At 49.2% G+C, this 19,952-nt stretch carries 19 protein-coding genes; 4 read left to right on the top strand and 15 right to left on the bottom strand.

The genetic code is table 11. The annotated features are described in order from the left end of the window. Positions 1-4 precede the first annotated feature (4 nt). From H8J70_RS06845 to H8J70_RS06825, 5 genes are all read right to left on the bottom strand, one after another. The gene (locus H8J70_RS06845) at positions 5-2,203 is read right to left on the bottom strand and encodes a U32 family peptidase (RefSeq protein ID WP_186503120.1); all 2,199 of its coding nucleotides are present in this window, start codon (positions 2,201-2,203) and stop codon (positions 5-7) included. Between the two features lie 237 nt (positions 2,204-2,440). After that, positions 2,441-3,604, bottom strand: coding sequence for an acyl-CoA dehydrogenase family protein (locus H8J70_RS06840; RefSeq protein ID WP_186503119.1), 1,164 nt, complete (start codon positions 3,602-3,604; stop codon positions 2,441-2,443). A 415-nt stretch (positions 3,605-4,019) separates the two neighbouring features. Then, positions 4,020-5,114, bottom strand: coding sequence for an iron-containing alcohol dehydrogenase family protein (locus H8J70_RS06835; protein WP_186503118.1), 1,095 nt, complete (start codon positions 5,112-5,114; stop codon positions 4,020-4,022). Between the two features lie 13 nt (positions 5,115-5,127). Continuing rightward, positions 5,128-5,664 (bottom strand): gamma carbonic anhydrase family protein, encoded by a 537-nt coding sequence (locus tag H8J70_RS06830; RefSeq protein WP_186503117.1) that lies wholly within the window; start codon positions 5,662-5,664, stop codon positions 5,128-5,130. Between the two features lie 11 nt (positions 5,665-5,675). Next, positions 5,676-6,416, bottom strand: a complete 741-nt coding sequence (locus tag H8J70_RS06825) for a hypothetical protein (protein ID WP_186503116.1) — start codon at positions 6,414-6,416, stop codon at positions 5,676-5,678. 171 nt (positions 6,417-6,587) lie between these two features. Between H8J70_RS06825 and H8J70_RS06820 the strand changes: the two genes are divergently transcribed. After that, positions 6,588-6,968: a PH domain-containing protein gene (locus H8J70_RS06820; RefSeq protein WP_186503115.1), complete on the top strand. Its 381-nt coding sequence runs from the start codon at positions 6,588-6,590 to the stop codon at positions 6,966-6,968. Positions 6,969-7,075: 107 nt separating this feature from the next. Here H8J70_RS06820 and rpsI read toward each other — a convergent pair whose 3' ends face one another. Both rpsI and rplM read right to left on the bottom strand, forming a co-directional pair. Next, complete coding sequence (gene rpsI / locus H8J70_RS06815) at positions 7,076-7,468, bottom strand: 30S ribosomal protein S9 (RefSeq protein WP_186503114.1); 393 nt, start codon at positions 7,466-7,468, stop codon at positions 7,076-7,078. A gap of 21 nt (positions 7,469-7,489) precedes the next feature. Further along, positions 7,490-7,930 (bottom strand): 50S ribosomal protein L13, encoded by a 441-nt coding sequence (gene rplM / locus H8J70_RS06810; protein ID WP_186503113.1) that lies wholly within the window; start codon positions 7,928-7,930, stop codon positions 7,490-7,492. A 585-nt stretch (positions 7,931-8,515) separates the two neighbouring features. Between rplM and H8J70_RS06805 the strand changes: the two genes are divergently transcribed. Continuing rightward, the gene (locus H8J70_RS06805; protein WP_186503112.1) at positions 8,516-9,601 is read left to right on the top strand and encodes a homoserine O-succinyltransferase; all 1,086 of its coding nucleotides are present in this window, start codon (positions 8,516-8,518) and stop codon (positions 9,599-9,601) included. On the opposite strand, the gene upp is transcribed toward H8J70_RS06805, so the two are convergent. From upp to rpmE, 7 genes are all read right to left on the bottom strand, one after another. Further along, positions 9,501-10,124 (bottom strand): uracil phosphoribosyltransferase, encoded by a 624-nt coding sequence (gene upp, locus H8J70_RS06800; RefSeq protein WP_186503111.1) that lies wholly within the window; start codon positions 10,122-10,124, stop codon positions 9,501-9,503. The two genes, H8J70_RS06805 and upp, sit on opposite strands and share 101 nt — an antisense overlap. Positions 10,125-10,157: 33 nt before the next feature. Continuing rightward, positions 10,158-10,595, bottom strand: a complete 438-nt coding sequence (gene rpiB, locus H8J70_RS06795; RefSeq protein WP_186503110.1) for a ribose 5-phosphate isomerase B — start codon at positions 10,593-10,595, stop codon at positions 10,158-10,160. A 107-nt stretch (positions 10,596-10,702) separates the two neighbouring features. Further along, positions 10,703-11,758, bottom strand: a complete 1,056-nt coding sequence (locus H8J70_RS06790; RefSeq protein WP_186503109.1) for an L-threonylcarbamoyladenylate synthase — start codon at positions 11,756-11,758, stop codon at positions 10,703-10,705. A gap of 3 nt (positions 11,759-11,761) precedes the next feature. Then, entirely contained in the window at positions 11,762-12,625 is an 864-nt protein-coding gene (gene prmC, locus H8J70_RS06785) for a peptide chain release factor N(5)-glutamine methyltransferase (RefSeq protein WP_186503108.1), read from the bottom strand. After that, on the bottom strand, positions 12,618-13,703 hold the full coding sequence (gene prfA / locus H8J70_RS06780) for a peptide chain release factor 1 (protein ID WP_186503107.1): 1,086 nt from the start codon (positions 13,701-13,703) through the stop codon (positions 12,618-12,620). The genes prmC and prfA overlap by 8 nt, the downstream gene beginning before the upstream one ends. Positions 13,704-13,741: 38 nt before the next feature. Then, positions 13,742-14,710: a DUF1385 domain-containing protein gene (locus H8J70_RS06775; RefSeq protein WP_186503106.1), complete on the bottom strand. Its 969-nt coding sequence runs from the start codon at positions 14,708-14,710 to the stop codon at positions 13,742-13,744. Between the two features lie 69 nt (positions 14,711-14,779). Next, positions 14,780-14,989: a 50S ribosomal protein L31 gene (rpmE, locus tag H8J70_RS06770; protein ID WP_186503105.1), complete on the bottom strand. Its 210-nt coding sequence runs from the start codon at positions 14,987-14,989 to the stop codon at positions 14,780-14,782. Positions 14,990-15,051: 62 nt separating this feature from the next. Between rpmE and H8J70_RS12705 the strand changes: the two genes are divergently transcribed. Together H8J70_RS12705 and H8J70_RS06765 are read left to right on the top strand one after the other, a co-directional pair. Next, positions 15,052-15,186, top strand: coding sequence for a hypothetical protein (locus H8J70_RS12705; protein WP_281386273.1), 135 nt, complete (start codon positions 15,052-15,054; stop codon positions 15,184-15,186). A gap of 2 nt (positions 15,187-15,188) precedes the next feature. Further along, complete coding sequence (locus H8J70_RS06765; protein ID WP_186503104.1) at positions 15,189-16,379, top strand: cation diffusion facilitator family transporter; 1,191 nt, start codon at positions 15,189-15,191, stop codon at positions 16,377-16,379. 38 nt (positions 16,380-16,417) lie between these two features. On the opposite strand, the gene H8J70_RS06760 is transcribed toward H8J70_RS06765, so the two are convergent. Then, positions 16,418-19,921, bottom strand: coding sequence for a DNA polymerase III subunit alpha (locus tag H8J70_RS06760; RefSeq protein WP_186503103.1), 3,504 nt, complete (start codon positions 19,919-19,921; stop codon positions 16,418-16,420). Positions 19,922-19,952: the final 31 nt, after the last annotated feature.

Below are 19,952 nucleotides of genomic sequence, written 5' to 3'. Positions count from 1 at the left end.
CTCTTTATAAAATGCCGTGGAAGAAATGACCCCGCGTTACGGTCCTGTCTTCCTTCGTGAGCAGCATCGTTTCCGTACCGTCACAGAGGCGGCCATAGCGGCGTACCTGTTCTGCTATCCAGTGCGGCGTCCGGCCCCGTCCTTCAATCCGTAAGCGGGCGATACCAGCCTGACGCAGTTCCTTCACATACGGCGCCATATCGAGGTCCCGGTTGTTAAGAATATGATTACGGCAAAATTCGTCTGTAACGACAGGGAAATGCTCGTCATGACGATCTTTTAAAGACAAATTCCGTTTGCGGCAGGCACCACCGCAATGAGTCTTGCCTTCCTTACTCAATAAGGCAGCGGCCTGGCAGTATTCTGTAATCATCATTTCGATACGCCCTTCAGCCAGCACTTCAACAGGAACAGAAAGGTGTTTTACGATGTCCTTTATTTGCCGCAGCATCAGCTCCGGTGACAAGGTCACTTCCTGACAGCCCAGTCCGGCATAAAGGCCGGCGCTAAGGTGGTTAAATATATTGAGCGACCAGTCTGCACTTACGGGCAGGCTGATATGGTTTTCCTGGAGGAGGTCAAAAATCCCCATAGAACCGGCATAGACACCGGCTGCACCGGCTGCCATAGCCTGTTTGATTTCGGTCAATACGGCTGTGGCCTGGCTGGGCCAAAAAACACGGGGTGTGGCTACCCAGAAGGGAATGCCGGCTGCGTCAGCAAGACCTGCCAGCCGCTCCCAATCAGCCCCCAGGGTAAAGCTATGCGTATACGTTTCACCACCGTAAATCACGCGGGATGCGCCATTGGTTATAGCTGCTTCTGCTCCGTCGAGAGAGTCACAGCGCACAGTCAGTTCCAGCCGGGCCGGCCGTGTCAGTTCCGGCACATCGCGCAGTGGGGCGGCCGCCAGGTTACCTGCCGCAGGCCGTGCGTAGCTTTGTGTTATTTGCTTCTGCAAGGCATGGCAGCACTGGCGCCGCAAGTCATTGAGTACGCTGGCAGGAATCATATACGTTTCATCCCAAAGCGTAGCCTGTACTAGGGAAAAGAGGCTGTCACCCAGACGGGAGAGCTGCGCTTCAGCCCAGGCCTGCGTAGCCGGCCGGTGCGAGGCCTTTTGCACAACATAGTCTGCCACAGCCTGCACTGTATGACCGGCTTCATCCCAAAAGGTCAGGCGCAGCTGCTTTGCTTCTGTTGTATCGATATGGGCATACAGGGGAATGCGGCGTGTCAACCCGGGATCCGTGCCGGCAGCCTTGGGCACTAGATTGCCGGAGGTTTGTTCCGTCACAGTATGGCGGCTGATGTGGCCGCCTAAAAAGTCATCCTGATACGTACGATTGAAGCTTTCTGCCAGCAGGCGATCTGCTTCTTCCCGTGTCGCCTGCCGTTGCCGCGGCGCCTGGTAGTGCCCGTCAATGAGCAGCCGATAAGCCCGGGTCACAGCACGAACATAAGCAGCCCCCTTCATACGGCCTTCTACTTTTAAGGACGCCACACCGGCATCAAGAAGGTCATCGATATAGGCAGCGCCATTTAAATCCTTAAGGCTCAATAAATACCGTTCAGACGGAGAAACAGCTTTTTCACCGTCATAGAGCTGATAAGGCAAGCGGCACGGCTGGGCACAGGCGCCACGGTTACCGCTACGGCCACCAATAAAACTGCTCATGAGACATTGTCCCGAATAGGCCATACAGGACGCACCGTGGATAAAGACTTCAATAGCCGCTTTAGCATGGGCACAAATATAGCGGATTTCCGTAAGGGGCAGTTCCCGCGCCAAGACGACCTGTGTGAAGCCCAGCTTTTCGAGGAAACGAACGCCGTGCAGATCAGAAACCGTCATTTGCGTGCTGCCGTGGAGCGGCAAATTCGGGGCACATTCCCGGGCCAGGGCGGCCACGGCCAAGTCCTGCACAATAATCCCATCAACCTGCAGGGCATCCAATTTCTGCAAATATCCTTTTAATTCGTCTAATTCTGTATCTGCCATGACGATATTGACAGTCACATATACTTTGACACCAAAAGAATGGGCTGTTTCTACGGCCTGTGCCATTGTTTCATCAGCCAAATTATGTGCAAACTTGCGGGCGTTGAAGCTCTTGCCGCCAAAATAAACAGCATCTGCACCTGCATCAATAGCTGTCAATACCGTTTCGAGAGAACCAGCCGGGGCCAGTAATTCTGCCATAGTACCTCCTGTACATATCCTTACTTAACTCGTAAGAAAGGGATAGAAAAAATCACAGGCACCATACCCGTGATTTTCCTGTTCCCTTTGTTATCTGAAAAAACATGTAATATACACGTCTTTTGATTATACCATGATAGCGCTTCAAATACCAGGTGCAAGCGCAAAAGAAGCAGCTGCACCGCAAAAAACGACCCCTTGCAAGCAAGGGGCCGTTTAAGGCATGCGTTAGAGAAATTATTTCTTAGCTGCGAGGAAACCGGAGATAACGATTCTCTGTACTTCGTTGGTGCCTTCATAAATCTGCATGATCTTAGCATCACGAACGAGTTTTTCTACCGGATATTCACGGCTGTAGCCGAAACCACCGAGGATCTGAACAGCGTCCAGAGCAACTTCAACGGAGATATCGCCAGCATAGCATTTAGCAATAGCAGCTTCACGTGTATAGTTGCGTTTCGGTTCTGCATAGTACGTGTTGAGGAAGTTGATGATAGCGGAACGAGCAACTTCTGTCTTAATATCCATATCAGCTAATTTGAAAGCAATAGCTTCATGTTTGATGATCGGTTTGCCGAATGTAACACGTTCATGAGCATATTTAACAGCTTCATCAAGAGCGCGCTGTGCAATACCAACAGCCAGAGATGCAACCATCGGACGAGCGAGGTCCAGTGTCTGCATAGCATATACGAAGCCTTTGCCTTCCTGTCCGATCAGGTGATCAGCCGGGATATGAACGTCCTGGAAGATAACTTCTGTCGTGTTGGAAAGACGAATGCCCATCTTGTCTTCTTCTTTACCAATGGAAACGCCCGGGCGGTCTTTTTCAACGATGAAAGCGGAAATGCCTTTTACGCCTTTTGTCTTGTCCGTAATAGCGAATACTGTGAATACGGAAGCAACACCACCGTTTGTGATGAAGCATTTCGTGCCGTTAATGACATATTCATCGCCCTGTTTAACTGCAACCGTCGTGCCTGCAGCAGCATCAGAACCAGCGTTAGGTTCTGTCAAGCAGAATGCGCAGAAACCGCTGCCTTTTTCACCTGTCAGGTTATCAGCATATAACTGTTTCTGAGCATCGTTGCCGTGCTGCAGAACCGGTTTCAAGCCGAGGCCGGATGCTGCTACGGCTGTAGCAAAGCCAGCATCTACTTTAGCGAGTTCTTCGTATACAGCTGCTACTGTGTAGTAATCCTGACCCATGCCGCCGTATTCTTCCGGAATTTCGAGGCCGCAGAAGCCGATATCTACAGCTTCTTTGTAAATTTCATACAATTTTTCGCCCGGTACTTCTGCACGGTCTAATTCAGCTACGAACGGAGCAACCTTTTTCTGTGCAAAGTCTTTCGCCAAATCTACGAGGTCCTGCTGGTCTTTGTTAAGAATATAACCCATTTTACATCTCTCCTTTTGATAAAGTCATAGTCAAAATAGTATAGTATAGACTATGCCATTAGGGGCTATTAATATATCATACAGTTACCAACATGGGGCAACTGCTGAAATCAAACACTCGTCTTTCGTTAATATACGTTCATTATATCACATAATAACAAATTTGTAGACTTTTTATCGAAATATTTACATAAAACTTTTATTATGCGTCTTAAATTTCTTATTATAGACGCGCAAAGGTTTTAGATTTCATTATTATTTGTAATGTTTTAGTCACGTTATGTACTTTTCATCACATACTCTGTACTATATACTTTTTTTGACAATTTGTCTATCCCTTTGCACAATTATAAACAAAATATTATAACCAGGTGCATAGATACTAGCACCTGGTTATAATAAAAAAGCTATGTAATTAGTGTTCTAAGGACTGGTACATCTCTTTTACAACGGCCTCTGTTACGTCATAGGCCGTACTGGTCACGGCACCCATAGGCATAGTAAGTGCCGTATATTCGGCAAGTTCCGCGTCGGTCAAGCATACCGTATCGGGCATGAGATTCTTAATACACGCCGTAAAATCAGCGAGGCCCGAAAGCCCCAGAATTTCCCATACCTTTTCCACCTTGTCTGCCATGGTTTCTTCCATGAGCGACATGTAATGCGGTAAAAGGATACCATTGGCCCGTCCGTGGGTCAGGCCCTTATAATAGGTCAGCTGATAGCCCATACCATGTACCAGCGTCGTCCCGGTTTGGGCAATGACCATACCGGCCAAGACGGCACCATACATCAAATCTTCCCGTACGGCATAGGACAGGGACGCCCCATCCAATTCTGTCAAATGGACGCCCAAGAAGCGCATCGCTTCTTCCGCCCAGACATCACTCATAGGCGTTGCTTTTTTTGACATATAGCCTTCAATGGCATGTGATAAGGCATCGATTGCCGTATCTACTGTGACGACAGGGTTTACGCTTTCTGTAAAGGCCGGGTCGGCAAAGGATACAGCCGGGAATATAAGCGGCGTATTGACAGATTGCTTCGTGCCAATATGCGGATTGGTCAAAACGCCCACCTTCGTTACTTCACTGCCCGTGCCGGACGTCGTCGGTACAGTCACGATCGGTAAGGGGCGGACATACGGCCCTGTAAAGAGGGCTGCATCATCGAGCTCATTCGTGCACAAGAGGGCAATGACCTTCGCCGCATCCATAGGCGAGCCGCCGCCGATGCCGATGACGAAATCGACGCCTTCTGCTTTGCCGAGCGCCGCTGCCTTGCGGACCGTTTCAATGGAAGGATTATTTTCTACTTCATCGAATAAAACCCAGGCAATTCCCAACGTTTCGAGATGCTCAGTCATTGCCTTCTGGGAACCGTTGATCTTAGCCGAATGACGGCCTGTAACGAGCAGCGCCTTTTTTCCTAAACGGCATAGTTCCTGCCCCGATTGGGCAATGCAGTCTTTACCAAAATAAAGCCGTGTCGGCATTTCATACATGAACATGGCAGATTCCTCCTTATTTTCCCCGGTTCCGTTCGTCCTGCAGGGCTTTATATTCCTGGCCCAGCCGGTAATACCCCATGATATCTTCATGGATGTTCTTGATTTCTTCTTCTTCCAGGCTACGCACGATACGGAAGGGCGTGCCGTAGACCAGGGACCGCGGCGGAATGACCTTGTTTTGCGTGATCATCGTACCGGCGCCGATGAGGCAGCTGTCGCCAATATCAGTTTCGCCCATGAGAATGACACCCATGCCGATCAGCGTACCCGAACCGATATGCCGGCCATGGATAATCGCTTTATGTCCGATCATGCAATAATCATCTAAAATCATGGGCGAACCGGGATCTGTATGCAAGACAGTATTATCCTGAATATTAACGCCCTCGCCGATAACAATAGGACTTTCATCAGCCCGTATGACGACGCCGGGCCAGATATTGGCCCCTTTTTTTATGGTTACATCGCCGACAATCGTTGCCGTATCTGCCACAAAGGCTCCCGGATCAATTTGCGGCGAATGGCCGTGAAACGGATACAGATTTGCCATGGAACTCCCTCCTATTTCCGATATGTTTCAAATTGATTAAACGCCAGTTCTGCCAAATGTTTCGCCCGGGCACCGCCCAGGAGAAGGCCTTCCATACAATAATGACAGTAGGAAACGACTTCCTTGCCGTTAAAGCGATGACAATATTCAGTCATGCGGCGTTTCTGTTCTTCAGGCGTGCAATCTTCAAATTTCCCCTGCACATTAGCATTGTGTACAAAACGCTGTGGTGCCAGCTTCAAATTGCGCGGTGGTGCCGGCCGGAGCGTGGAAACACCACAAAAATCAGTCTTTTCCCGGCGTTCTTCCTGCTCTACTACAGTAATCTTCATTTTTTTCAGCAACGAGCGTACTGCATCCTGTTCTGCCGTGCGGTCAAAGGCGCGCCAGCAATCCTGCAGGATCATCGTGTGGCCCGTAAAATCAGGATAGGAGAAATCCGGATCTTCATCCATGAGCTCCCAAAGAGATTTGACGGTTACACCCGGCTTGGTTTCTTCGATAATGGCAGAACAGTTATGGCAAAGGGTATAGACCGTATCTCCCGCTGCAAAATCACCGCTATCAGGCAAAGCAGCCCATGTATCCTGGTACGCTGCCGGCATATGGCCTGTAAAATGTTCCAGTTTATATTTCGGCACGCAGCAGCGTACTACTGTGAGCCCCTGTTTTTCTGCATAGGCCTGGGCGCGCTGGCTAAGCTGCGGATAATGCCACGTAAAGACACAACTTGCAATATAGTATTTGCTCATCACAAAAACCCCCTTTTTAAAACATTTTGCCCATTATTATAAGCAAAAGTCTTTCCCATTTGATAACAAGTATATTATACTATATATTAGAATAAAGAAAATACTCACCTCTCATACGGATACGCTATGAGAAAATCAAAAGATGCTTTTTCATCATAAGGAGGTATGTCTATGTTTAACGACAAAGATGAAAGAAAAATTATGCTCTCTGAAAAGAATGAAATCGGCTTTAAACATGACCTGTATGATAAACTGCTTGGCAAAAACGAACGGGTCCTCATGGAATTCATGTCCCAGCGCAATGTTCTTGTCTTTACAGATGAAAAGATTATCGCCATCCGTATTGAAGCCTATACGGCCAAACACAAGGCCGGCCTGTGCATTCCCTACAGCAGCATCTCCGCGTATTCGGCTGAAGTAAGTCTGAATAAAGATATGGATACGGAAATCAAAGTCTGGATTCCGGGTATGGATTGTGTCACCTTTACGTTCTTAGAAGACACAGCCCCAATGCGCGACATCATTGCAATCCTCGTCGAAAAAGTAAAATAATAGATTCATACCTGAAAAGGGGAAGACATAACACAGTCTTCCTCTTTTTGTATACGTAAAAAAAACACTGCCTGTCCATAGGACATGCAGTGTTTTTGGCAAAATAATCAGCGCTTGCTGAACTGAGAAGCCTTACGGGCTTTTTTGAGACCGTATTTACGGCGTTCTTTTTCACGCGGGTCACGTGTAAGGAGACCGGCTTTTTTCAGGGGCTGACGGAAATCAGCATCCACTTCCAAAAGGGCGCGGCTAATGCCGTGACGGATAGCGCCGGCCTGGCCGGACGGACCGCCACCTTTTACATCGGCGACTACGTCATACTGTTCTGTTACACCAGTCAGTACGAGCGGCTGTTTAATAACCAGTTCCAGCGTTTTACGGCCGAAATATTCTGTTAATTCTTTTTTGTTAACGATGATCTTGCCCTGACCCGGAACCAGACGAACTCTGGCAACGGATGTTTTTCTACGGCCAGTGCCGTAGTACTGTGCTACTGCCATGAAATCTTCCTCCCGGTACGATTAACGAATGTCCAATTCTAATGCTTCTGGCTGCTGTGCCTGATGCGGATGTTCAGCACCTGCATATACATTCAGTTTGCGATACATCTGTTCACCGAGTTTGTTCTTCGGCAACATACCGCGAACGGCCATTTCAACAACGCGTTCCGGACGTTTTTCAAGCATATGTCCGGCCTGTGTGAATTTGGAACCACCGGGATAACCGGAATGGTGGAAATACGTTTTCTGAATGAGTTTCTTACCTGTGAGTTTGACTTTTGCTGCGTTGATAACGATTACATAATCGCCTGTATCTACATGCGGGGTAAACGTCGGTTTATTTTTTCCCCGAAGAACTTTTGCGACTTCGGCAGCAAGACGACCTAATGTCTGGCCTTCAGCGTCAACAACATACCATTTACGTTCGATGTTGCCAGCGTTAGCCATAAATGTAGTTTTCATGCTGTACAATCCTCCCTGAATACTGACTAAACCTAAGCTTTAGGTTCTTTTTCTCCGGGGCTAGTGGAGTCCAAGTGAAAAGCTTACCTATATATTCTATCCATCTGACTGCTATTTGTCAAGGATTTTTTTCTCTTCGTTATACTTTCCTCACATGCAGCCTATGCCCGTTGGCAACAATTGCTGCGCTGCTACTCCTTTTCTTATATTTGACAAGAGCTTGTTTCCATGATAAGATTATGGAAATAATTTGATAGTATTGCTAAAACGAGAAGAGTACGCAACAGGAAATGACACAGAGAGCATCCATGCTGGTGAAAGGATGCGCAGGAAATGTTGCTGAAGATGGACTCCGAGCAGGCGTGTCGAATAGTCAGACCGTCCGGGTGCACCCGTTACAGTGCCAAGGTATTAATGGCTCAGGCCAGCGTACCTGCAGAGGCTGTTGCCGCGAGGCAATGGTAAAGTTGGGTGGTATCACGGTGCTTCCGTCCCATGTGGGACAGGGAGCTTTTTTTATTGTCTGCAAACGTCAAATTTTATCTGGTTTTCCCTGTTATAGTTTAGAAAAGAGGAGAATATTTCATGCCTATCAAAATCATTGACGGTTTGTCCGCAAAAGAAAAATTACAACAAGAAGGAATTTCTACGATCGATAGAGGCAGAGCCATTCACCAGGATATCCGGCCCTTGCGTATTCTTATCTTGAACCTGATGCCCTTAAAAAAGATTACCGAATTACAATACCTGCGTCTCTTAGGCGACTCACCGCTGCAGGTCGAAGTCGACTTCTGTCATACCGTTACCCACGTCAGCGCCAATACGGACTCGTCGTATCTGGAAGAAAACTACTATACCTTTGATGAAATCAAGGATTCCTATTACGATGGCATGATCATTACAGGCTCACCGGTAGAAACGCTGGATTTTACGGATGTAGATTATTGGGATGAACTGCTGCAATACCTGGAATGGTCTAAGACCCACGTCTTCTCCCTGCTCTCTTTCTGCTGGGGCGCCCAAGCTGCATTATATCATTTCTACAATATTGAAAAGCGGCTGTTACCGGCCAAGCTTTTTGGCATTTATGAATATCAGCTGACCGTACGCAACCATCCCCTCTTGCGCGGTTTTGACGACCGTTATTTCATCCCCCAGTCCCGCCATACAGCCATCGACGATATTGCCGTCTATAATACACCAGGACTGGATATCCTTTCCCGCAACGTCCACAACGGCATCAACATCATCGGCACACCTGATCACCGCCGTTTCTTCATTCTCGGTCATTTTGAGTACGACCGGGATACGCTGGCGAAGGAATACTTCCGCGATAAAAATAAGGGGCTGCCCATTGCTCCGCCGGAAAATTATTACCCCGGCAACGACGACCGCAACACGCCTAATTTCATTTGGTGCAGCTATGCCCATATCTTCTACCATAACTGGCTCAACCTGGTCTATCAGGAAACGCCCTACGTTCCCGAACAGATTGCCTCCGTGGCCGTGCCTGCCCCATTAATGAAAAAATCCGGATTCTCCTGGGAGAGTCCGGATTTTTATTGTCTTTTTATTTCGTACCGAAAATACGGTCCCCTGCATCGCCAAGGCCAGGCAGGATATAGCAGTTTTCATTCAGTTTATCATCCAGGGCTGCCGTATAAATTTTAACATCCGGATGTTCACGGTTCAGGCACTGTACGCCTTCGGGAGCTGCGACGAGACACATGAACTTGATATTCTTAATGCCGCGCTGCTTGAGGAGCGTAATGGCAGCAGCTGCACTGCCACCTGTAGCCAGCATAGGGTCGACAATAATAAAATCACGACCGTCGATATCGGGCATCTTGCAATAGTATTCTACAGGCTTCTTCGTTTCCGGGTCACGGTATAAACCGATATGGCCAACCTTTGCTGTCGGAATCAGGTTGAGCATACCCTGAACCATCCCCAGTCCGGCACGCAGGATGGGGACGATGACCAGTTTTTTACCACTGATCTGCTTGCCCGTCATTTTCTGCATAGGCGTTTCAATTTCTACATCTTCCAAGGGAAGGTCCCGGGTGATTTCATAGCCCATGAGCATGGTAATTTCTTCCAAAAGCTGACGAAAATCCTTAGAACCTGTTTCTTTCTTCCGCATGAGCGTTACTTTGTGCTGTATAAGCGGGTGATTCATTACTTGTACCTGCATGGCGATTAATTCCTTTCTCTGCTGACTGATTGCTTATTTATCCATTTCCTTGATCATATTGACGCGCACTTCGTGACGGCCGCCATCAAACCCTGTATTCAAGAAGATACGGACAATTTCTCTGGCCAGGCCCGGTCCAATGACGCGGCCGCCCATGGTGAGAATGTTGGCATCGTTATGACGACGGCAGTATTCAGCCGAAAACATGTCATGGCAAAGGGCTGCCCGGATGCCATGCACCTTATTGGCCGCAATGCCAATGCCGATGCCGGTACCACAAATGAGAATGCCCCGGTCGAAGGTACCATCTGCAACAGCTTCTGCCACTTTCTTCGCAATAACCGGATAGTCACACCGTTCCGGTGTCAGCGTACCATAATCGGTATAAGCAATGCCTTGTTCATCCAAGTACTGCTTAATGTTTTCCTTCAAGTCGAAGCCACCGTGGTCACAGCCGATTACTAATTTCATAATTGTCAATTCCTCCTTATATACGTTGGGCAAATCATAAAATGATACGCAACATACAAATCCGATAATATTATACTCTCCTGCGAGGAAAAAATAAAGTAATCTTATTATCCCTGCACGTGACGTACATCGCCACCGGCCGATTTTTTCATCCGGTTCATAATGGCCATGCCCAATCCGTCTTCATCTGTGCCTTCGGCGAGAATATAATCAACCTGAACGGCATCAAAATTGAGCAGACCCGTATAAAGCTGGCTGGCCAGAGAGGCCTTATCATCATGGCTGCCCCAAATATACATGGCATCGTGTGGAAAAATCTCTCCCACTTCCCGGCTAACCAGAAAGCCTACTTTCTTCCCTGCTGCCGTCAGAGCTTCGTATTGTTCTTTCATGGCCTGCTGCACAGCAGCAACAGAACCTACATATACGGTCATCGGAGCCGCAGGCGCATAATGCCGGTATTTCATGCCCGGTGCCTTGGGTACGCCTTTTCCGGTTACCATGTTCGGGTCGATGTGTACTTCGCCTACTACGGCTTGCAGCATATCCAGCGTAACGCCACCGGGACGCAAAATAGTGACACCGCCATCGTCATTGCATTCGACAATTGTCGATTCGACACCAATATGGCAAGGACCGCCATCGATAATCATATCGACGCGGCCGTTCATATCATGAGCGACTTCCTCTGCCGTAGTCGGGCTGGGCCGTCCGGACAGATTCGCACTGGGAGCTGCCACAGGAACGCCGGCAGCCTGTAGGAAGGCATGGGCAATAGCATGATCAGGACAACGGACTGCCACCGTATCCAGGCCGCCTGTAGCCGCATCAGGGACACAAGCCTTTCGCGGAAAAATGATGGTCAAGGGGCCAGGCCAAAAGGTATCCAGCAATTTCTGTGCTGTCGGTGAAACAGAGGCAGCAATTTTTTTTGCTCCAGCCTGATCCGGCACAGTCAGGATAAGAGGATTATCGCTAGGCCGGCCTTTGGCTTCATAAATACTACGGCAGCAGTCCGGATCAAGACCGTTAGCACCAATACCATATACCGTTTCTGTCGGAAAAACGACGATGCCGCCGTCGCGAATAATCCGGCCGGCTTCTTCTAAAAGGGCCTTATCTTTTTCTACATCTGTAATGCGGACAATCTTTGTTTGTTTCATTTATCAACACTCTTTTCGTTGGCAGACTACGACCCGCTCGATGCCGCCGTAGTCCTTAACAATTTTTTTCAGAGTAAACGCTCCTGTTTCCGTAAAAATCCGGGCAATAGCCTGGCTTTGGCCGGCACCGGCTTCGACAGCGCAACAGCCATTCTCTTTCAGATATGCCGCAGCTCCCGCAGCAATACGCCTGTACAGTTCCAGCCCATCGTCGCCGCCAAAGAGGGCCTGTGGCGGATCGTAGCGAACTTCCGGTTCCAGGTGCTGCATATCCTCTTTTGTCAAATAAGGCGGGTTAGACAGGATCCAGTCGTACGAAGCCGGAGGCACAGCGGCAAACAAGTCGCTTTCCAGCCATGTCACGCGTTCGGTCAGGCCCAGCTTTTCTCCATTTTCCCTGGCTACAGCCAGGGCATCTGCAGAAATATCCACGCCCGTACCGGTACAGTGTGGCCGCAAGGCCAGGAGGCTGAGTACGATGGCCCCGCTGCCCGTTCCCAGATCGAGAAAGGAAGCTGTACCGTCAGTGGGGACGTCCTCCATAACGGTTTCGACGAGCATTTCTGTTTCCGGCCGTGGCACGAGAACGTGCCGGTTGATAGTAAAATCAAAGCCCATGAAAGAGCGCTGCCCCAGGATGTGTGCTACCGATAAGCGGCTGGCCCGCTTTTTGACCAATTCCCGATAGGCAGCCAGTTCCGGTCCGTTCAGAGGTTCGTCATAATGAGCATATAAGTAAATCCGTTCCTTTTGGAGTACATGGGAGAGAAGAATTTCCGCGTCCAGCCGGGCTGAATCAATACCCTTGCCGGAAAAATACTGTGTCGTCCACGTAAGGATAGAACCAATGGTCCACATATTACTCATTTTCGTTTTCTTCTTTCATCAGTTCTGTCCGCCGCGTTTCTGCCAGAGCCTGAATAAAGTCATCTAAGTCGCCATTTAAGACGCTTTCCAGTTTGTACAGCGTCAGATTGATGCGGTGATCGGTTACCCGGCCTTGCGGGAAATTATACGTCCGGATACGTTCGCTGCGGTCACCTGTACCGACCTGGCTGCGCCGGGCTTCTGTAATTTCTGCATCGGCTTCCTGTTGGGCCTTATCCATGAGACGGGCTTTGAGGACGCGCATAGCTTTCGCTCTGTTTTCCAGCTGAGACCGTTCATCCTGGCATTCGACGACAATACCTGTAGGCATATGGGTCATACGCACGGCTGAACTGGTCTTATTGACGTGCTGGCCGCCGGCACCGCTGGAACGGAAATAGTCGACGCGCACATCATCCATGTTCAGGTTGACTTCTACATCTTCTGCTTCCGGCAGCACAGCCACCGTCGCTGTAGACGTATGGATACGGCCGCCGGCTTCTGTCACGGGCACGCGCTGCACACGGTGTACGCCCGATTCGTATTTGAGCTTGCCATAGACATTATGCCCTTCGACAGAAAAAATGACTTCCTTAAAGCCTCCCAGTTCCGGTTCATTGGAGCTGATAATACTGGCCTTCCAGCCAGGCTGCTTTTCAATATATTTCATGTACATGCGGAAGAGATCCCCTGCAAAGAGAGCTGCTTCATCGCCGCCGGCACCGCTGCGGATTTCCATAATGACATTTTTGTCATCCCGCGGATCCTTAGGCAGCATGAGGATATGGAGTTCTTCTTCGAGGGACGCCTGTTCCTTTTCCAGGTCTGCCAGTTCTTCCTTGGCCATGGCGATAATTTCCGCATCACTGTCAGGGTCTTTCAACAAGTCCCGGTCGCCTGCAATCTGTTCGCTTACATCCTTATATTTCCGGTATGTTTCGACAATAGGCGATAAGGACGCATGTTCCCGTGTCAGCTTCTGCCACTCGTCCTGACGGGCAATGACAGCCGGGTCGCTAATGCGCTGCTCCAAATCCATAAATTTATTTTCTACAGCCTGCACTTTATCTATAAACACGTAAATTCCTCTCTTTCTCTAGGAAACGGAGTCTGCGATTACGCAGACTCCGTTCCGGATGTTACAGCATCTTGTACCTTAGAAGCTGCCGGAGCAGTTTCTTGGGCAATAATCTCTACAGTACACGTCTGTGCCTGATCATTCACGTCTTCCGGCTTTGCCGCATTGAGTGCTTCAATAGCTACTTCAATCTGATCATCATGCGGTTCCCGCGTCGTCAAATACTGAAGATACAAACCCGGCTTGAACAGGGTCTGTACGAGCGGACTTCTTGTCCGCGCAGCGAGACGGATCATTTCGTAGCTGATACCGGCTACGACAGGCATGAGCAACACCCGGGAAAGAACACGTTCAAAGAGATTCGGCCAGCCCAGGAAGGCAAAGACAAAAATCGACACAAACATGACGATCAATAAGAAGTTTGTGCCACAGCGCGGATGAAGCCGGCTGTGCTTACGCACATTTTCCACTGTCAGCTCTTCCCCGGACTCATAGGTCCAAATGGTCTTATGTTCTGCACCGTGATATTCAAAGACGCGCTTTATATCACTCGTCAGCGAAATCCCCCATATATATAAGAGAAAAATAAGCAGACGCAGCACGCCTTCGACGATATTCAGTCCCATCGTACTGTCTGCTACACCGGGTACAAATTTGGCACCATATGTAGGAATCAAAAGAAAGACGATGATGGCCAGGGCAATGGAAAAAGCCATCGTTGCCATCATCTGCGGCTTTGTTAATTCTTCATCTTCTTCACCGGCAGCCTGGGCCGAATAGGACAGGCATTTCATGCCATATACCAGGGACTCATATAAGGCGATGGTGCCACGCAGCAAGGGCCTTTTTAAAACCGGGTACCGGTCTGACAGAGAATGTACTTCATCCTTTTTTACGGTAATGTCACCGACCGGAGTCCGTACAGCTGTCGCAATGTATTTCGGGCCGCGCATCATAACGCCTTCAATGACGGCCTGTCCGCCTACATACGTAGTTGGCTTGCTCATAAGGCACACCCCTTTCCTATATATACAAAGAGAGCAGAGCATTTCTGCTCTGCTGCACACTTGTACTGCTTATTTACTAGCTTTTTTACCATAACGTTTATTGAACTGTTCAATACGGCCACGAGCCTGCTGAGCACGCTGCTGACCCGTATAGAACGGATGGCATTTAGAGCAAATTTCAACATGCAGTTCCGATTTTGTAGAACCAGTTTCGAATGTATTGCCACAAGCGCAGGTAACTTTAGCTACACCGTAGTTCGGATGAATTCCTTCTTTCACGATTTACACCTCTCCTCATCTATCATACACAACCTATGCTAGGATAGTATATCATAGGAGGTATGGAATTGCAAGAAAAATCTAAATTTCCTATGGATTTTTCTCCTCTCTCCAGCGGCCTTTCTTTGCCTTTTCGCCTGTTCCTTCCTTCTGCAACATGTTATAATAGAGGCGATGCAAAAAAGAGAGGCGACTGATTATGATTGAATATATCATACACCATTGTGTCCGCAATTACGAGGATACAACAGATAAAAAAGTACGGGAACAATACAGTATCGTCGGCGGCATCGTCGGCATTATCTGTAATCTGTTTCTTTTTATAGGCAAATTGCTCGTCGGCCTGGCCAGCAATAGCATTGCCATTATTTCGGATGCCTTCAATAACTTAAGTGACATGGGGTCGTCCTTTATTACGATCATCAGTGCCAAGCTCAGCAACAGGCCGCCTGACGAAGACCATCCCTTCGGACACGGACGCTTTGAATATCTTGCCTCCCTGACCATCGCCATTCTTATCCTCATCGTCGGCTTTAAGCTTTGCGAAGCATCGGTCCGGAAGTTTTTTGAACCGGAAACGCTTGATTTTTCCCTTTGGGGCATGGCTATTCTCGTCGCCTCGATTATCGTCAAGTTCTGGATGTGCCTGTATAACCGCTATATAGCCAAACAGATCCACTCCAGTGTCAATGAGGCTACTGCTTCGGACAGTATTAACGACGCTATCGCAACGACGGGGGTACTGATTGCTACGCTGGCCCAGCAATACACGACGCTGCCTATCGATGCCGCAGCCGGCACAGCTATTGGCGTGCTGATCTTCTATTCCGGTATCAAGCTGGCTAAAAATGTCGTCAATATTCTTCTCGGCCAGGCACCGGACCCTAAACTCGTTGAAGACATTACGGCCTGTGCCCTTCGCTGTCCCTATGTACTAGGCGTACACGACCTGAAAATACACGATTACGGGCCAGGCCGTACGTATGCTTCCATTCATGTCGAAGTACCTTCTACGTCGGATATTGTCGAAGTCCACTCGGCAATCGACGAGCTGGAAGACCAGTTAAAACGAAATTTTCAAATCAATATCAACGTCCATATGGATCCACTCTGTATGGATCCGGTAATCGTCAACGACATGCGCCAGCTGTTAGATAAAATGATTCAAAACGAATATCCCCAGTATCATACGGACAATCTGCGGTTTACAGCCGGTTCCATTCATCCCAATATAATTTGTGATCTGCACATCCCCCCTGAAGAATATACGGAAGAAAACTGCATCCGGATCCGGAAAGAAATCGACGCGTCCATGCAAAAGTATAATAAACGCCTGCACGTCGTCTTAGCCCGTATCATTCCTGAAGGAAGCGAAGAAAAATCAGCCTAAAACAATGCGCCCGCCTCGGCGGACGCATTTTCTTTACGTTACTTGATAACCAGCGAATGGGGCTCCAGGAGAGCCTGCAGCTCCTGGTGCAGTGCTTCATCTGTCGTCACCCAATAGCACTCATTGGTAAGAATTGTACGCCGGCTGCCCATGAGGTGGAAATAGACCTTCACGTCGCCGTGATGGCGTTCCAGCACACTGGCAATGGTAGTGCTCAGATTACTCCGTTCCAGATGAGCCGGAATTTTAATATAGAGTTTTGTCCCCATACCTGCATGCCACACAGCGCCACTCCCAGGAGCTGCTGCCATCCCCTGTCGCATTTGGGTTGCCGAAGGGCGTACCGGGCCGGCTGCACGGTCCTTCATTTGTCCTAAGGGAGTCACTTCTTCGGCCAGGAGCTGGACAGAATCATCCGTAATATCAGCCCGGCCACGGATGCACACAGCTGCATCAACAGCTGCTACAGCCGCATAGCGGGCATAGGTCTTGGGAAATAAGACGACTGTCAGCGAATGGGTATAATCCTCTACCGTGAGAATCGCCATGGCGTCATGCCGTTTTGTCATCACCTGCCGCCGGCCAGTGATCAAGCCGCCAATGGTAATAATTTTGCCATCGTATTGTTGCCGGTCTTCGGCAAAGAAAACAGACAGAGGCGTCACACGCTGCAGCGCCTCTTTATAGGCGTTTAAGGGGTGGCCGGAGAAATAAAAGCCGTCATATTCCTTCTCCATGGCCAGGCGCATTTCAATAGGGTATTCCGGAACGTCGGGGTACGTAAGCTCGGCAACAGACGGTTCATCTTCTAAATCGAAGAGTCCCATCTGGCCTGACGCCTCTTCTTTTTGCAGGAGCGCTCCCATACTGACGGCCTGGTCGAGGACAGCGATGAGCTGTGAGCGCCGTTTGCCAAAGGAATCCATAGCACCGCATTTGATAAGGCTTTCGATAGCCCGCCGGTTGACGACGTGCAAATCGACACGGCCGCAAAAATCAGCCAGGGACGTATACGGGCCGCCGGCTTCACGCTGACGCACAATTTCATGGATCGTATTTTCACCGACACTTTTCACGCCGGAGAGACCGAAGCGGATGTCTTCCCCTTGAACAGAAAACATATAGACGCTGGCATTGACATCAGGCGACAGGACCTTCACGCCATGGCGCGTACATTCCTGGATATAGTAACTGATTTTACTGATATCATTAATGACACTGGTCATGGTCGCCGCCATAAACTCCGGCCGGAAGTGCGCCTTTAAATACGCCGTCTGCCAGGCAATATACGCATAGGCTGCAGAATGGGATTTATTAAACCCATAGCCGGCGAAATAAACCATGAGATCGAAAACCTTATTGGCAATCTCGTCATCAATGTTATTTTTACGCGTTCCTTCCAGGAAATCCTGGCGTTGGGCAATCAGGATCGATTCCTTCTTCTTGCCCATGGCCCGGCGCAGCAAATCAGCTTTTCCCAGGGAAAAACCACCCATGACAGAGGCAATCTGCATAACCTGTTCCTGATACAGGATGACACCGTACGTATCTTTCAGAATGGGCTCTAAAAGCGGGTGCAGGTACGTGACTTCTTTTTCCCCATGGCTGCCCTTGATGAAATCCTCTACCATGCCGCTGCCCAGAGGTCCCGGACGGTATAAAGCAACGGTCGGTATCATATCTTCAAAATGGGTAGGTGCCAATTCCTTAACGAGGTTGGTAATGCCATCGGATTCCATCTGAAAAACACCGGCCGTATCGCCTTCTGTAAGGAGTTTTCCCGTAGCAGGGTCATCTAAGGGAATCGCATCGATATCCAAATCGATGCCCCGGTTGGCTTTGATGAGCTTTACTGCATCACCCATGACGGTGAGCGTGCGCAAGCCCAGAAAGTCCATTTTTAAGAGGCCCAGCTCTTCGACCAGGTCCTTATCGAACTGCGTCGTCAAATAGCCTTCTTTTGAATACTGGACAGGTACATAGTCATCGACAGGCGCAGCAGAAATGACAACGCCCGCAGCATGTGTTGACGAATGACGTGGCAGTCCCTCGAGAACCTTGCCATACTCAACGAGGCGGTGTACCAATTCATTCTCTTCGTATTCCTGACGGAATTCCTTGCTTTCCGCCAGGGCCTTGTCGAGGGTAATCCCCAGTTCATTGGGCACCAGTTTCAGGATGCGGTTTACTTCGTTCAAGGGTATGTCCAGGACGCGGCCTACATCGCGCAAGACGGCCCGGGCGGCCAGGGTACCAAAGGTAATGATCTGGGCCACATGATCGGCGCCATATTTACGCGTTACGTAGTCAATGACACGGCTGCGGTTTTCGTAGCAAAAATCCATATCAATATCCGGCATGGTCACCCGTTCCGGGTTCAGGAAGCGTTCAAAAAGCAGGTTATACTTGAGCGGGTCCAGGCCGGTAATGCCTAAGAGATAGGCCACGACTGAGCCGGCTGCAGAGCCACGGCCCGGACCTACGGGAATATCATGGTCGCGGGCAAATTTGACGTAATCCCAAACAATGAGGAAGTACGACGGAAAGCCCATCTGATTGATGACTCCCAATTCATAGTCCAGGCGCTGGCGTACTTCGTCCGTAATGGGATGGTAGCGCTTAGGCAGTGCTTCTTCACAAAGCTTGCGCAGGTAGGTTTCATCCGTTTCACCAGGCGGTACGGGAAACTGGGGCAAATGCCGTTCGTCAAAGGAAATCTTGACATCACACTTGTCGGCAATTTCCAGCGTCGTATCGAGAGCTTCCGGCATATCGGGAAAGAGGGCTGCCATTTCGTCGCCGCTTTTCATGTAAAACTCATCATTAGAAAAGCGGAAATGACTTGGGTCATCCAAGGTCGAACCCGTAGAAATACAGAGCTTTACTTCCTGGGCTGCAGCATCGCTGCGATGAATATAATGGTAGTCATTCGTTGCTACCAGTTTAAGATCATACTCCTGGGACCAGCGTTTAAAGACCTGACGGACCAATGCTTCTTCCGGCAGGCCATGGTTTTGCACTTCCAAATAGAAATCGTCCTGGCCAAAAATGCGTGTTAATTCCTTTAACGTGCGCAGTGCACCGGCTTCGTTATGGTTAATAATATCCTGCTGCATATGGCCTTCAATGCAGGCACTTAGGGCAATCAGGCCTTCATGATATTGTTCCAGGAGATCATAATCGACGCGGGGCTTATGGTAATTGTTCTCGCCGTCCGTAAACCCCTTGGAAACAATCTTCACCAGGTTATGGTAGCCTTCCGTATTTTTAGCCAGCAAAATCAGGTGGCAGAGCCGTTCCTTCGTTTTCTGCTCAAAACGGCTGCCCCGTGTCATATAGACTTCACAGCCCAGGATGGGCTTGATGCCCTGCTTTTCGGCTTCTTTATATAAATGGATGACGCCGTACATGTTGCCATGGTCCGTAATGGCAACAGCCGGCATGTTCAGCTCTTTGGCCCGGCTTACCATTTCCGGTATGCGGCACATGCCGTCAAAGAGACTATATTGTGTATGTACATGCAGATGTACAAAAGGTCTCATCGCGTTTTCTCCTTTGCATAACACTGTACTT

Source organism: Megasphaera hominis (assembly GCF_014269395.1).
Classification (GTDB): domain Bacteria; phylum Bacillota; class Negativicutes; order Veillonellales; family Megasphaeraceae; genus Megasphaera; species Megasphaera hominis.
This window is presented reverse-complemented; position numbering and strand designations above follow the sequence as displayed.